This is a genomic window from Enterococcus sp. 2201sp1_2201st1_C11_2201SCRN_220225 (genome assembly GCF_040925905.1).
GTDB lineage: Bacteria > Bacillota > Bacilli > Lactobacillales > Enterococcaceae > Enterococcus_C > Enterococcus_C asini_A.
Genome location: NZ_JBCOJC010000005.1, coordinates 32,367 through 45,861 on the forward strand (window position 1 = coordinate 32,367; position 13,495 = coordinate 45,861).

The window sequence follows — 13,495 nt, forward strand, 5'->3', positions numbered from 1 at the left end:
TTTTGAATACTTTAAAAAGTCACTGCTTCATCAGGTAGTGCGTTATAAAAAGCAGCTCTGGTGGTGTAATAATAAGGGATAAACCACAATAAACCAATTACCGTAATGCTGGCCAAAATGCCCCAGCCAATAAAGCTTAAGTCTAGTACAAAGAGTTGCCATTTGTAACCGTCCATTAAACGCCGGCTAGCAGTAATGCATTCCAAAGCATCCGGCTTTTCCCCAGTACCTTCATAAATATCGTAATAGATAAAATAACTTTGAGCATAGGAATAGCTTTTAATAATACCGGGAATCACTAATAATAAAGCCCACAGATAGCTAAAAATGGAAACTAGAATAAAAATCACGATTAAGCCTAAAAGATAAGGAGAACGGAAACAGCGAAAGGCATCGGCCACGCGATATGGTTCTTCCTTGCGTCCGCGAATGGCATCTAAGTACGTGAAGTTGATGCCGCTTTGAATCACAATGCCAACCAAGCCGGCTACTAGACTGACTAAAGTAGTGCCCCCTAGAGAAGGAATCATTGCTAAAGCTGTAGCTAAATCCATTTCCCCGCTGGAATTATTCACAACCGTTTCACTTATCACGGTATTGGCCATTAAAGGTAATGACACCAAAACAATTACTATCCAAACAATAATCATAATGAGTAAGCCAGGGACAATATTCATCACCATGGCACTCCCCCAACGCCCTCTTAAGGCATCTTTGGCCTCTTGTTTTAGTTCTTTTCTACTTTTCATACTTTTCTCCCTTCTAAATATAACAATCACCCTAACATTTTGATTGTCTTGCTCTCAGTATAGCAAATCGAGTCTCCCTCGTCTTTTGAAACAAACTTTTTACGAAGATATGCGAAAAAGAATAATCGAGTAGCCTTGTCCCTTTGGTATTTTCTTAAGAAGGATTGTGGGCGCTTTACTTTTTTTAGACCAACTATTATCATAGGTGAGTTGAAGCAAGGCTTAGGCTGTTGTTACTAAAAGAGAAAGTAGGATCAAAATGACACAACCGGCAATTCAGTATCGTTTAATAAAAAAAGAAAAACACACCGGAGCGCGCTTAGGGGAGTTAATCACGCCCCATGGGACATTTCCTACTCCGATGTTTATGCCCGTGGGCACGTTAGCTACGGTTAAAACCATGTCGCCAGAAGAATTGAAAGAAATGGGCGCTGGAGTTATTTTAAGTAACACTTATCACCTGTGGTTACGGCCCGGAGAAGATCTGGTGGCAGAAGCAGGTGGCTTGCACAAGTTTATGAACTGGGATCAACCAATCTTAACCGATTCCGGCGGTTTCCAAGTCTTTTCTTTAGCAGATATGCGCAATATCGAAGAAGAAGGAGTGCACTTTAAGAATCATCTAAATGGTGCGCCATTGTTCTTGTCACCGGAAAAAGCCATTCAAATCCAAAATAAATTGGGCTCTGATATTATGATGAGTTTTGATGAGTGCCCACCTTTTGATGAAAGCTATGATTATGTGAAAAAATCCGTGGAACGCACCAGTCGTTGGGCGCATCGAGGCTTAGAAGCTCATGCCAATCCAGATCGCCAAGGTTTGTTTGGGATTATCCAAGGAGCGGGCTTTGAAGATTTACGCAAACAAAGCGCCAAAGACTTGGTAGCCATGGACTTTCCTGGGTATTCCATTGGGGGCTTGTCTGTAGGAGAACCAAAATCTGAAATGAATCGGGTTTTAGAATTCACTACACCCTGGATTCCGGAAAACAAACCTCGTTACTTAATGGGCGTGGGGGCTGCGGATTCTTTAATTGACGGCGTGATTCGGGGAGTGGATATGTTTGACTGTGTGCTGCCTACCCGTATTGCTAGAAACGGCACTTGTATGACTTCTCAAGGCCGGCTTGTGGTGAAAAATGCCAAGTATGCCCACGATTTCCGACCAATTGATGAAAAATGTGACTGCTACACTTGTAAAAATTACAGCCGCGCTTATATTCGTCATTTGATTAAATGTGACGAGACATTTGGCATTCGGTTGACTTCTTATCACAATTTGTATTTCTTGTTAAATTTGATGAAACAAGTCCGTCAAGCGATTATGGATGATAATCTTTTAGAGTTCCGCCAAGCCTTCTTTGAAGAATATGGCTTTAATAAAGAAAACGCCAAAAGTTTTTAATCTTAAGGAAAAACCGTAGTGAAAAGCGCTTAAGTTTGTTATAGTATATTTTGTACGTCCTTTGAAGGTTTTCAAAGACTGAATTAAAAAAATCGAGGTGAACATATCTATGGGATCTATGGGAACATTGATACTGCCAATTATTGTCTTAGCGGCGATGTGGTTTTTCATGTCTCGCTCCACTAAGAAACAACAACAAGAACGCCAAAACACATTAAACGCCATGAAAGCTGGGGACAATGTGGTAACCATTGGTGGCTTACACGGTGTCTTGTCTGAGGTCAACGACAAAACAGTGGTGATTGACTGTGAAGGCATTTTCTTGGAGTATGACAAAGCGGCTATTAAATCCGTAACACCAGGTACTGCAGTTTATAATGACGATACAGTAACTGAAGTGGAAGAAACACCAGTTGAAAAAGTTGTCGAACCAACTGAACCGGTTGAAACACCAGACACAACTGAAAACAAAGACTAATCCTGCAGCTTTGCAGGATTTTTCTTTACCTAGACACTGATCAATTTTGCTTAGAAAAAGGAGTGTCAATGATGAAATGGTGGGAAAAATGGTATTACGGCAAACCGCTCAATGAAAAACTGCAGGAGTTTCACCAACAAGGCTATGAACAAATCACCAAAAGAGAACTGTGGGAGTATTGTCAGTGGTTGTGGTCTAAGAAAAAAGTGACAAAAAAGGCAGAAAAGCGACGTCTCTTACGCCTTGTTGTGGTTTATGATTTTTTTGACTACCAACAAATTCAGATTCGGACTCATCAAGAAGAGTTAAGCGAGTTGGAAGATTTCTCTGACTTGTTTTGATTGAGAAGGACTTCACATTTTATTTGCTCTTGAAAAAAACTTTAAAAAAAGTCTTTCTACTTTTGAAAAGGATGGAAAGGCTTTCTTTGTTTTGACTGTAAGCTTTATCTCTATTGACTTTTTTGCATGAAAAAAATTTCTTCAAAAAAACTGTGAAAAAAATCACAAAAACTATTTACAAGCTTCTGACTTTCGTGTATCATTCTGTATGTGAAATGATTAACAAACAAAATGATCCGCAATATAGGAGGATGACAATGGCTAAGACATTGGAAAAAGAAGTAGAAATCATCGACGTTGATACGGTAATCGACGACTTAGCAGCAAAAGCGAATGTAGCTGCAAAACAAATGGAAAACTTTACGCAAGAACAAGTGGACCATATCGTGCACGAAATGGCAATGGCAGCCTTAGACAAACACATGCCTTTAGCAAAAATGGCCGTAGAAGAAACTGGCCGGGGGATTGTGGAAGACAAAGCTATCAAAAACATGTACGCTTCTGAATACATCTGGAACTCCATTAAACATGATAAAACAATCGGCGTTATCGGCGAAGACAAACAAAAAGGTTTGATCGAAGTTGCAGGACCAGTTGGGGTGGTTGCTGCGGTAGTACCAACAACGAACCCAACTTCAACAACCATCTTTAAAGCAATGATCTCATTGAAGACTGCAAACTCTGTAATCTTCTCCTTCCACCCATCTGCACAAGCATGTTCTGTGGAAGCTGCGAAAATTGTTCGGGATGCAGCGATTGCCGCTGGTGCTCCTGAAAACTGTATTCAATGGATTGAAAAAGAAAACTCTTCTATTGAAGCAACCCAAAAATTAATGAACCACCCAGGTGTGGCAATCGTCTTGGCAACTGGTGGTCCTGGCATGGTGAAATCAGCATACTCTACAGGGAAACCTGCATTAGGGGTTGGGGCTGGTAACGTACCTGCTTACATCGAAAAAACTGCGAAAATCAAACGAGCAGTTAACGATGTGATCGTTTCTAAAACTTTCGATAACGGCATGATCTGTGCTTCCGAACAAGGGGTTATCGTGGATAAAGAAATCTACGACGAAGTGAAAGCTGAATTTGAAGCTCATCAATGTTACGTAGTGAAGAAAAACGAATTGTCTAAATTAGAAGACGCAGTGATGAACGAAGGCAAATATGCCGTGAACGCAAAAATCGTTGGTCATTCTGCTATGGATATTGCAAAACTTGCAGGCATCAAAGTTCCTGAAGGCACGAAGATGTTAATTGCTGAACTAGACGGCGTGGGCGCGGACTTCCCATTATCTCGGGAAAAATTATCCCCAGTCTTGGCAATGATGAAATCAAACAGCCATGAAGAAGGCTTTGCATTGGCATTGGGTATGTTGGAACTTGGCGGTTTAGGCCATACAGCAGTAATCCACACAGAAGATGAAGACTTGCAATTACAATACGGCTTGAAAATGAAAGCTTGCCGGATCTTGGTAAATTCACCATCTGCGGAAGGCGGAATCGGGAACATCTACAACGAAATGATTCCTTCCTTAACATTGGGCTGTGGTTCATACGGTCACAACTCTGTATCTAAGAACGTATCGGCGATCAATTTGATCAACGTTAAGACTATCGCGAAACGGAGAAACAATATGCAATGGTTTAAATTACCTTCTAAGATTTACTTTGAAAAGAACTCCTTGTTGTACTTGGAAAAAATGGAAAACGTAGAACGAGTAATGATCGTCTGCGACCCAGGTATGGTGCAATTTGGTTATGCGGACACAGTACGGGAAGTCTTGCAACGTCGTAAAAACGATGTGAAAATCGAAATCTTCTCTGATGTAGAACCAAACCCATCTACAAACACAGTTTACGCTGGTACGAAAGTTATGGTTGATTTTGAGCCTGACACAATCATCGCTCTTGGTGGCGGTTCTGCAATGGATGCGGCCAAAGGCATGTGGATGTTCTATGAGCACCCAGATACTTCCTTCTTCGGCGCAAAACAAAAATTCTTGGATATCCGCAAACGGACTTACAAGATTGACAAAGCAGTGAAAACACAGTTCGTATGTATCCCAACTACTTCTGGTACTGGTTCTGAAGTAACACCATTTGCGGTAATCACTGACAGCGACACTCACGTGAAATACCCATTGGCTGACTACGCATTGACACCAGACGTAGCGATTGTTGACCCTCAATTCGTATTATCTGTACCAGCTAGTGTTACTGCTGATACTGGGATGGACGTTTTGACTCACGCCATCGAATCTTACGTATCTGTAATGGCTTCTGACTACACTCGTGGTTTGAGCTTGCAAGCAATCAAATTAGTCTTTGACTACTTGGAAAAATCTGTAGCAGTGGGCGACCCTGAATCACGGGAAAAAATGCACAATGCGTCTACTATGGCGGGTATGGCCTTTGCCAATGCCTTCTTGGGAATTTCCCACTCCATCGCACACAAAATCGGTGGGGAATACGGAATCCCTCACGGACGTACCAACGCGATTCTTTTGCCACACGTAATCCGTTACAATGCAAAAGACCCTCAAAAACATGCAATGTTCCCTAAATATGACTACTTCCGGGCTGACACAGACTACGCTGATATCGCGAAGTTCTTAGGTCTAAAAGGCGAAACTACTGCAGAATTAGTAGAAGCTTTGGCAACTGCTGTTTACGAATTAGGTCATAAAGTCGGTATCGAAATGAACTTGAAAGCTCAAGGTGTAACCAAACAAGTATTGGATACAACAGTAGATCGTATGGCTGAATTGGCTTATGAAGACCAATGTACAACTGCTAATCCGAAAGAACCTTTAATCTCTGAATTAAAAGGCATCATCATCGACTCTTACAACGCAAAAGCGTAAGTCTCGGTAACATTTATAAGCACCCAGTAAAACCCCCGCTCACTGCTTCTTAGCAGCTGTGAGCGGGGGTTTTTGGTTTGGCATACTGATGTTAGAATCCGGCTTTTATTTGTTTCGCAAAATGCCCTATATATAGTATAAGTAAGGACTGCTTATGATAAGATAGAACTAGTACAAGGAGGCGCTATCATGGCACGATTAACAGAGACGATTCAGGTTTTGAGCAATTCTCAAGCCTTATTAAAAGAATTTGCCCGACAAATGGAGCAAGATGGAAAGTATGGCAAGGAAGAATATCAAGAAAAGGTCAATGATCTTCGGGATTATGCCAATGGTTTAGCCATTGTGACCTATTTAGTCCCAGGAAAACTTCCAGAAGTGTCTGGGGAAGTAAGCTTGATGCAGCTGCTACGAGATCAAGTGGGGCAAATTGGCAATGTGATTCAAGAATTGCAGTCCGATTCCGGGATAGAAGAGGCAGAGGCCAGTTTTGGCTTAAAGGAAAGTGACCTGCGCCGAATGATTTCTAGTCTTAAAGGCATGATTGAAATGAATAATCTTCTGCGTTTGGAAGAAGAAGTGCAGTTGGTTTTGAAAGCTCCTGAAGACAATGAAAAACTAGTCCGTGAAAAGAGTGAGAAAAAAGGTTTTTTCCAGAAATTCTTTGGGCGTGACTAACGGAGGCAAACATGGAGCAGTTGAAATTACAAGCTTATCAGGAAGAACCGGAGCTGTTTTTGTGGATTGGGGACTTTTTTAGTTTTCATGAAGCGTTGATTCTTTCGGAGCAAAAAGAGCCTTCACCAGCGTATGTAGCGGAGGCTAAAGAAATTTTGGGAAAATGGCAAGAAGAAAAAAGTTGCCTCTTTATTTTGTATCAAGGGAACACTCCAGTGGGGTTTGTACGCTTGGTGTTTCGTGGCCCACAAGTACCTTGGCTAGAAGAGCTGTATATTGCACCGGATTTTCGTCGTCAAGGGTTGGGCACACAAGCCATATATTTAGTGGAAGACTGGTTGAAAAAAGAAAGTTCTGCTGAGGCTTTGTGCCTCGATGTGGTACCTCGAAATCGGGAAGCTTTGTATTTGTACCACAAATTAGGTTTTGTGGATTTGAGTTTGGTAACGTTGCGCAAAGAGTTTGGTACAAGTCGCCGCAACACTCCGGTGGAACTATTGGGCAAAACCTTTCATATGTAAAAAAACAGGCAAGTAGCCATGTTACCGTCCTCCGAACTGAACAATACCAAACGTGAGCCACGAGCAAAAGACAAGCAACTCCCATTAAAAATCATGGGAAGTTGCTTGTCTTTTCATCGTTAAAAATTTCAAACACTGACTAACCTTGATTTCATCAAGCTAAGTCAGTGTAATTCACTTTTTCTCTTTAAACGTATGGTACTGCTCGTTCTCTGGACTAAGACACAACGATTGTCGCAAATATTTTTTTATTATCTATTTCCTTGAGGAGTGTAGTAGCATTTCGCTATTTATCACTTTGAAATGATTTATGTCACACCTTGGATTGCCTGTTTTTTTGATTCAATCATGTCCGTTTGTAATCAACGGGGGCTTTGTTTAATAACTTCAATAGGGTGAAAACCAACAGTAGGCTGACTAATTTGTCGGCGTAATCGGTGATGATTTGCACCAAAAAGACGCTGAGGGTTTGATTTACCCCAAAGCCGTATAGAAACTGAACGATAATACTGGAGCCAGAGGAGGTGATGCCTCCAAAGAGCGAGACGGTGATGAAAGAAGCCACAATGGTTCCCGGTAGTGTAATCAAAAAGGCTTTAAAAGGGAGTGACCAGCCGATTTTCTTTTGGTAGAGCAAAAGGCCGGCTACACCGCCTATACAAAGTTGAACGGGGGCATAGTAAAGAGAAAATAAATCAGCAGTGACCCCCGTGATCAAAGCGCTCAACAGTCCCACGATGATACCAGCTACAGGCCCAAATAATGTGGCAGCTAAAAGCGTACCAATGGTGTCTAAGTAAATGGGCAGGCGCAATAATAAGGCCAGATTTCCCATGACAATGTTTAAGACTAAGGCCATAGCCATAAAAGTCAGTTGTCGTGTTTGTAGTTTCATTTTAGTCATCCTAATCTTAAATTTTGTAGGTCAGAAGCGATAATGGCTTCTGGTGCATTTAAGATGACGGTCAAAAACAGTTCAAAAAATTTCCGTGAATCCACGGTGTCTAAAATCTTCGCATTGGCTTTTTTTTGCCAAAAATCATAGCGATCAACTAGGGTTTGGCCGATGCTGATGCCTTTAGTTTCCACCGCTACATAGCTTTCAAAGCCTTGGCATAGCCCAGGATCAATATAATAGGCCACCGCCAAAGGATCGTTAATCACACAGCCCAAGATATGCTCGTATTGCCAATGAAAATCAAAGTAAAAGCGGGTGATTTTCTGTAAATAGGCAAAACACTCAGGGTTCATCCGTTTGGTGTATTCCAAGATGTTTGGCGTGAAGACGATTTTGCGAGTGACATCAAGGACGACCATTTCGATTTGACAGGGCAAGGTTTGGTAAACCAAGGCCGCAGCGTCGGGATCACACCAGTAGTTAAATTCAGCTACCGGCGAACAGTTGCCATGACTTTTGTAAGTGCCGCCCATGGTGACAAAACGGGTTATGTTTTGCCCCCACCTGCTGTCTTTTGCTAAGGCCAAGGCGATGTTGGTCAATGGCCCTAATGCGATTACCCCGGTGTCTTTAGTGGTGGCAAAATACTCCTGTAAAAACTCAGAAGCTGTCTGAGATTGAGGGGAGACGGTAGAACGTCTTGCAATCCCCGATTCGCCTAATCCGTCTTCTCCGTGGGTATCTTGAGCGGAGACAAAGGGCTTTTTCAATGGTTGGCTGGCACCGACGTAAACGGGAACATCTAAACGATTACAGCGTTCCAAAACTTTAAAAGCATTGTCTACCCCAAGATGTACAGGGACATTGCCGGCCACTACGGTGATGGCGACGACTTCTAGTTCTGGTGAGCGCAAAGCGTACTCCAAAGCCAGCACATCATCAATTCCCGGATCGCAATCAATGATTACTTTTTGCATTTTTTCTAACCTCCTTTTTAGAGATACTTAGTTTTTTATTCTGGGAAGTTTCCGAACCAGTCCGAGTTGCCTCGATTTTAAATGCACGACCTTATCATAACGAAAAAACAGGGGAAAAGAAAGGACAAAAAAGCCCCCGCCGACCTTCAAGAATGACTTGAGAAGCGGTGGGAGCTTTTGGTTTATGAGTGGGTTTATGATAAACAATGGCAATCTAGCGTCGAGGACACCGGAATTTCAACAATTATTTACCGCATACTGTATTTTTTACTATCAATCTCGCGGTTTATGCACCATTCCAAAAGGCTGCCGGAAAAGACCACCGGCACGTGGCGCAAGTCTTTTAGATTTTTTTGCCCGGTTAATGTCATTAACAGGCGCAATTCATTTGACCAGTCTTGGACCAGTTGAATGCCGGCTTCAACGCCACCGTGGATTACCGTGTGGAGCATTTTGCCAGAAATCCCACAGCTTTTCGCGCCTAAAACTAGAGATTTATAAATATCATAAGCATTTTGAATGCCGCCAGAAGCAATCAAGTCAAAAATTTGGGGCACTTCTAAAGCTTCCAATAAAGCTTCCGGGGTACTTTGTCCAAAATCTGATAGATAACTCAGCTCTTGTTGGGGGCGGCGGGCATTTTCGATTTTAGTAAAGCTGGTACCGCCACGACCGCTAATGTCAATGGCAGTGACGCCACAGTCCACTAACTGTTGCACCATTTTGCGAGACATGCCAAAGCCCACTTCTTTGACGATGACGGGTACAGGCAAATGACGGACGATGGTTTCGATTTTACTGAGCCATTGGGAAAAATCCCGATCTCCTTCTGGCATGACCAATTCTTGGGCCACATTGAGGTGGATTTGTAAGGCATTGGCTGAAAGTAAATCCACTGCTCGCTGCGCTTGATCCAAGGTGGTACCTGCACCGAGATTACTTGTGATAAAACCTGTGGGATTAACTTTGCGCACAATGGTGAAACTATCGGCTACACTGGGGTCTTTTAAAGCCGCACTGACAGAACCTGTGGCCATCATCAAATTGCATTCTTTGGCCACTTCTGCCAATTGGCGGTTGTATTCTTTGGTTTTTTGGCTGCCACCGGTCATGGCATTGATGAAAAAAGGCCGGGGGAACTCTTGGTTTAAGAGTTCAACAGCAAGGGTCGTATCGGCAACTTTCATCTCAGGAAAACAATCATGAACGATGCGAATCAAGTCAAAGTCATTGCTTTTTTCTTGATAAAAATCCATGGCTAAGGCTGCGTGTTCATCTTTGCGATTCATAAAGTCCTCCTGCTAGTTTTTTGTGGCTCTGGAATAGTGATAAACGTGGAGGGGCAAAGGAGTGATTTCCGCTTTTTCCCAAGAACTCATCAAAGGCAAAATGCCGGTTTTTTGGTCCACAATCACAATGCCGCAATCCCCGCCACCGGCACCAGAGGATTTGGCAGCGCCGTTAAAGTGTTCTGCTAAGTCGCACATGGTTTTTAAAGCTGGGGTTTCGATTACTACATCGGTAAATTGGCTTAAGCCGTTTAAAAGAGAACGATTTAAGGTAATCATCTTTTTAATTTGAGGGACGTCTTGTTCTTGAAAAGCTGTAATCAAACGCTCCACGCAGTCTTTACTGTCGGCGAGAAATTTTTGGTAGGCCTGTTCTCTCAAGTCTCTGGATTCGTGGACTTGATCTACCAAATCACTGGTGGAAGCAGGGCTACCGGTCCAGCCGATTAACAAGCGCACGTTTTTTGGCACGGTTAGTGGTTCAATCATTAAATAAGGCCAAGGTGTGGCTAAAAGCTCTGTTAGAGACATTTTTTCTTGGGCATCTTTGACCCAAGTGGGATCAAAGGTGGAAAAAGCAATCCAGCCTCCAAAACAACTAGCTGCAATATCCCCACAAGAACCATTGCCTTGCACTTGTAAATGGGCTAATGCCGAGAGTTTAAAGATGGTCATTTGGTCCATCTGTAAGTGGTAAAAAGCGTTCAAAGCTTTCACTGTAGCCACCGTTACGGCACCACTTGAGCCCAGACCGTATTTGCGCCCGCTGGAATTGTCCAATTCACTGGTGACTTTCAAATCATAAAAAGAAAGGTCGCATCCTTGTTCTTGGGCGTAGCTTTCCGTCAAGTGAATGGCGGCTAAAATATAATGGAAAGGATTGTCCCGTACGTCGAGAACCAGTTGATTGTTCCGGCGAGTCCAACGAATGGGCAGTTCACTGTATTGTTCGGACTGAATGCTGCCATTTTTTTTAGCAGTGGCGATGGTAATGGTAATAAATTGATCCACCGCGACGATAATTGCCGGATGACCGGCTTCCACCACGGCATATTCCCCGGCAATAAATAGTTTTCCCGGGACGGATACTTCATACATGAGCGAAACTCCTTACATTTAGGCAAAGCCTGTGTTGTGTTGCTTTCATTTAATTAAAGAACTTGGGTGCCAAAGCCGGCATGGGCTAAAATCAAGCGCTCAGGGGCAAAGTGTTGGCTAAAGGCCGCTTTAAGAGCTGCTTCGTCTTTTTTCTGGCAAAGGACTTTAACGTTTGGTCCTGCGTCCATGGTGAAATAGCATTCCAAACCTTCTTTGCGCAATTGCCGTACTAAGTTCATGGCCACAAGACTATCTGGAGACCAATAAGTAAAGGGGGGTGTGGCAGCTAGGGTGGTAGCGTGCATTTTCAACCCATTGGCTTCGGTGACTTCCCCTAGACGAGTGAAATTTTGAGTCGCAATGGCAATTTTTGCTTGGGCTAAATCTTCAGGGACGCTTTCAAGCCAACCAGGATAAAAGCTAGAAGTCGCCACAGTGCGGCGCATGCCATCACGGCTGGAGACATCTTTTTGCTGGTCGTTAATCAAGACAAAGAGCATGGCCAAATCCTGTTCCCAATTGGCAGAAGGAATTTGTTTGGCAAAACTCGTTTCATCGTCAGATCCTTGTTCCCACTCCACAAAGCCCGGAAAAATACTGCGACAAGCCGAACCAGAGCCCCGCCGCGCTAGACGGGAAAGTCCTTGCTCATCTAGGCCTAATGCCAATGCTTCATTACTGGCAGCAGCCAACGCTGCCAAACCACTGGCAGAAGAAGCTAGTCCCGCTGCAGTGGGGACAAAGTTGCGACTTTCCACTGTAGCATGCCAGTTTTTATCGGCAAGGTTGCGAACTAAATCTAAAAAGTGACTAATTTTTTTGGTAGCCTTGGGGTCTTGTAGTTGACCGTCTAAGAAAAAGCGGTCTTCTTTTTGTTCAGGATCAAAACAGACACTGGTTTCCGTGTAAAACGCATCTAAGGTTAGGGAGAGGCTATTATTCATCGGCAGAATCAGCTCTTCATTTTTCTTCCCCCAGTATTTGATCAAGGCGATATTGGTATAGGCCCGGGCACTTCCTTTATACATACTGACAAACTCCTAATTCTTGGATCCAAGTCGCCTTGGCTCCTTCATTTTCTAATTGATTGGCGATGATTTTTGCCTGTGTGAAATCACGGGCTAAAGCAATCATACAGCCACCACGACCGCCACCGGTTAATTTCGCGCCTAGTGCGCCATTGTGGCGGGTCACTTGTACCAAATGATCCAAGCTGGCATCGCTGACCGAAAGCTGTTGTAAAACCGTTTGGGCCTGATTCATCAGTTGCCCTAAGACTGCCGGCTGATTATTGCTAATGGCCAGACGAGCGGATTTCGTTAACGTTCCTAACTTATCAATGGCGGAGCGGGTTTTTTCCGGTTGTAGGTGGAGTAAAGTGGCTACGTCTGCCACTGTATCCCGGGTTTTGCCTTTCACGCCAGTGTCGGCTACGATTAAAGCGCCGGTGAGATTTAATTCAAAGGGTTCTAAAGGCCGATCTTTTTGGAAAAAAATCGGCTGGTTGCCGCTAGTTGCCGCCGCATCAATGCCACTAGGGTTGCCATGGGCGATTTCTTCAGAGGAGTTGACGTATTTCAATAGCAGCTCTTGGGTTTCGGGAATTTCTTGCCAAGCCAAAAAAGCCCGGGTAACTGCCACTGCTACCGCTGCACTGGAACCCATGCCGCGTTCGGCGGGGATGGTGCTGGTAATTTGGCAGTCCACAAAAGGCGCCGCAAAGTCTTTGCGCAACTGGCTGATTAAGTGTTGCAAGTTCATTAAGTTAGCGGGGGCTTGTGCTAAGCTCCCGCTATAATAGTTGGATGTTAAAAAATCCTGTGAGGCTTGTTGCATGGTGGCGGTAATTTTGGTCGCCGCAAAGGGCATAGCAATGGCTGGTTTCCCATAGACTACGGCATGTTCTCCCATTAAGATGATTTTTCCACTAGCAACTCCAGTGGCAATGACCTGCACAACAAACACCTCGTTTCTTATTTTTTAGGCTCAAGTGTTTCCAAAAGGCAACTTTTTGAAGAATAAAAATTACCTTTTGGAAACTTCTGCCTTCCTATTCTACTAGAAATTCTAGAGTACGTTAACCGTTTCGGATAAAGAAATGGCGATTCTCTCGATTTCTTAATACTTTATTGGAAAAAGTGAAAAATAGTGGCATTGATTTTAGTTGACGGTCTTCTGATTTCTGGAGTATAGTGTT

Annotated in this window: 13 protein-coding genes and 1 riboswitch; of the genes, 6 read left to right on the forward strand and 7 right to left on the reverse strand. The window is 43.4% G+C overall.

The annotated features are described in order from the left end of the window. Nucleotides 1–11: 11 nt before the first annotated feature. Nucleotides 12–749, reverse strand: coding sequence for a DUF975 family protein (locus tag AB5754_RS02435; RefSeq protein ID WP_311834074.1), 738 nt, complete (start codon nucleotides 747–749; stop codon nucleotides 12–14). Nucleotides 750–1,008: 259 nt separating this feature from the next. Here AB5754_RS02435 and tgt point away from each other — a divergent pair, with 259 nt between their 5' ends. The 6 genes from tgt to AB5754_RS02465 all read left to right on the forward strand — a co-directional run bounded on the left by tgt (nucleotide 1,009) and on the right by AB5754_RS02465 (nucleotide 7,036). Next, nucleotides 1,009–2,154: a tRNA guanosine(34) transglycosylase Tgt gene (gene tgt, locus AB5754_RS02440; protein ID WP_311834075.1), complete on the forward strand. Its 1,146-nt coding sequence runs from the start codon at nucleotides 1,009–1,011 to the stop codon at nucleotides 2,152–2,154. 118 nt (nucleotides 2,155–2,272) lie between these two features. Further along, nucleotides 2,273–2,632 carry a preprotein translocase subunit YajC gene (yajC, locus tag AB5754_RS02445; protein WP_311834096.1) on the forward strand — a complete coding sequence of 120 codons (360 nt, stop codon included), beginning with the start codon at nucleotides 2,273–2,275 and terminating at the stop codon, nucleotides 2,630–2,632. A 71-nt stretch (nucleotides 2,633–2,703) separates the two neighbouring features. Further along, nucleotides 2,704–2,973: a post-transcriptional regulator gene (locus AB5754_RS02450; RefSeq protein WP_368251676.1), complete on the forward strand. Its 270-nt coding sequence runs from the start codon at nucleotides 2,704–2,706 to the stop codon at nucleotides 2,971–2,973. Between the two features lie 257 nt (nucleotides 2,974–3,230). Continuing rightward, on the forward strand, nucleotides 3,231–5,837 hold the full coding sequence (adhE, locus tag AB5754_RS02455; protein ID WP_368251677.1) for a bifunctional acetaldehyde-CoA/alcohol dehydrogenase: 2,607 nt from the start codon (nucleotides 3,231–3,233) through the stop codon (nucleotides 5,835–5,837). A 189-nt stretch (nucleotides 5,838–6,026) separates the two neighbouring features. After that, nucleotides 6,027–6,515, forward strand: coding sequence for a hypothetical protein (locus AB5754_RS02460; protein WP_368251678.1), 489 nt, complete (start codon nucleotides 6,027–6,029; stop codon nucleotides 6,513–6,515). Between the two features lie 11 nt (nucleotides 6,516–6,526). After that, nucleotides 6,527–7,036, forward strand: a complete 510-nt coding sequence (locus AB5754_RS02465; protein WP_368251679.1) for a GNAT family N-acetyltransferase — start codon at nucleotides 6,527–6,529, stop codon at nucleotides 7,034–7,036. A gap of 346 nt (nucleotides 7,037–7,382) precedes the next feature. Here AB5754_RS02465 and AB5754_RS02470 read toward each other — a convergent pair whose 3' ends face one another. From AB5754_RS02470 to mvk, 6 genes are all read right to left on the reverse strand, one after another. Continuing rightward, nucleotides 7,383–7,940 carry an ECF transporter S component gene (locus AB5754_RS02470; protein WP_368251680.1) on the reverse strand — a complete coding sequence of 186 codons (558 nt, stop codon included), beginning with the start codon at nucleotides 7,938–7,940 and terminating at the stop codon, nucleotides 7,383–7,385. Next, nucleotides 7,937–8,911 carry a nucleoside hydrolase gene (locus tag AB5754_RS02475; RefSeq protein ID WP_368251681.1) on the reverse strand — a complete coding sequence of 325 codons (975 nt, stop codon included), beginning with the start codon at nucleotides 8,909–8,911 and terminating at the stop codon, nucleotides 7,937–7,939. Before AB5754_RS02475 ends, AB5754_RS02470 begins: the two co-directional genes overlap by 4 nt. 21 nt (nucleotides 8,912–8,932) lie before the next feature. Beyond that, nucleotides 8,933–8,977: riboswitch (PreQ1 riboswitch) on the reverse strand. Nucleotides 8,978–9,159: 182 nt separating this feature from the next. After that, the gene (gene fni / locus AB5754_RS02480; protein ID WP_368251682.1) at nucleotides 9,160–10,200 is read right to left on the reverse strand and encodes a type 2 isopentenyl-diphosphate Delta-isomerase; all 1,041 of its coding nucleotides are present in this window, start codon (nucleotides 10,198–10,200) and stop codon (nucleotides 9,160–9,162) included. 12 nt (nucleotides 10,201–10,212) lie between these two features. Continuing rightward, on the reverse strand, nucleotides 10,213–11,298 hold the full coding sequence (locus AB5754_RS02485; RefSeq protein ID WP_368251683.1) for a phosphomevalonate kinase: 1,086 nt from the start codon (nucleotides 11,296–11,298) through the stop codon (nucleotides 10,213–10,215). Between the two features lie 53 nt (nucleotides 11,299–11,351). Next, nucleotides 11,352–12,326, reverse strand: coding sequence for a diphosphomevalonate decarboxylase (mvaD, locus tag AB5754_RS02490; RefSeq protein ID WP_368251684.1), 975 nt, complete (start codon nucleotides 12,324–12,326; stop codon nucleotides 11,352–11,354). Continuing rightward, entirely contained in the window at nucleotides 12,319–13,254 is a 936-nt protein-coding gene (gene mvk / locus AB5754_RS02495; protein WP_368251685.1) for a mevalonate kinase, read from the reverse strand. The genes mvaD and mvk overlap by 8 nt, the downstream gene beginning before the upstream one ends. Nucleotides 13,255–13,495: the final 241 nt, after the last annotated feature.

Bases quoted from the DNA above. Each gene is read 5' to 3' on its own strand.
- AB5754_RS02465 (WP_368251679.1), top strand. From the start codon at position 6,527: ATGGAGCAGTTGAAATTACAAGCTTATCAGGAAGAACCGGAGCTGTTT.
- AB5754_RS02470 (WP_368251680.1), bottom strand. From the start codon at position 7,940: ATGACTAAAATGAAACTACAAACACGACAACTGACTTTTATGGCTATG.
- AB5754_RS02485 (WP_368251683.1), bottom strand. From the start codon at position 11,298: ATGTATGAAGTATCCGTCCCGGGAAAACTATTTATTGCCGGGGAATAT.
- AB5754_RS02475 (WP_368251681.1), bottom strand. From the start codon at position 8,911: ATGCAAAAAGTAATCATTGATTGCGATCCGGGAATTGATGATGTGCTG.
- fni (WP_368251682.1), bottom strand. From the start codon at position 10,200: ATGAATCGCAAAGATGAACACGCAGCCTTAGCCATGGATTTTTATCAA.
- tgt (WP_311834075.1), top strand. From the start codon at position 1,009: ATGACACAACCGGCAATTCAGTATCGTTTAATAAAAAAAGAAAAACAC.
- adhE (WP_368251677.1), top strand. From the start codon at position 3,231: ATGGCTAAGACATTGGAAAAAGAAGTAGAAATCATCGACGTTGATACG.
- yajC (WP_311834096.1), top strand. From the start codon at position 2,273: ATGGGAACATTGATACTGCCAATTATTGTCTTAGCGGCGATGTGGTTT.
- AB5754_RS02450 (WP_368251676.1), top strand. From the start codon at position 2,704: ATGAAATGGTGGGAAAAATGGTATTACGGCAAACCGCTCAATGAAAAA.
- AB5754_RS02460 (WP_368251678.1), top strand. From the start codon at position 6,027: ATGGCACGATTAACAGAGACGATTCAGGTTTTGAGCAATTCTCAAGCC.
- AB5754_RS02435 (WP_311834074.1), bottom strand. From the start codon at position 749: ATGAAAAGTAGAAAAGAACTAAAACAAGAGGCCAAAGATGCCTTAAGA.
- mvaD (WP_368251684.1), bottom strand. From the start codon at position 12,326: ATGTATAAAGGAAGTGCCCGGGCCTATACCAATATCGCCTTGATCAAA.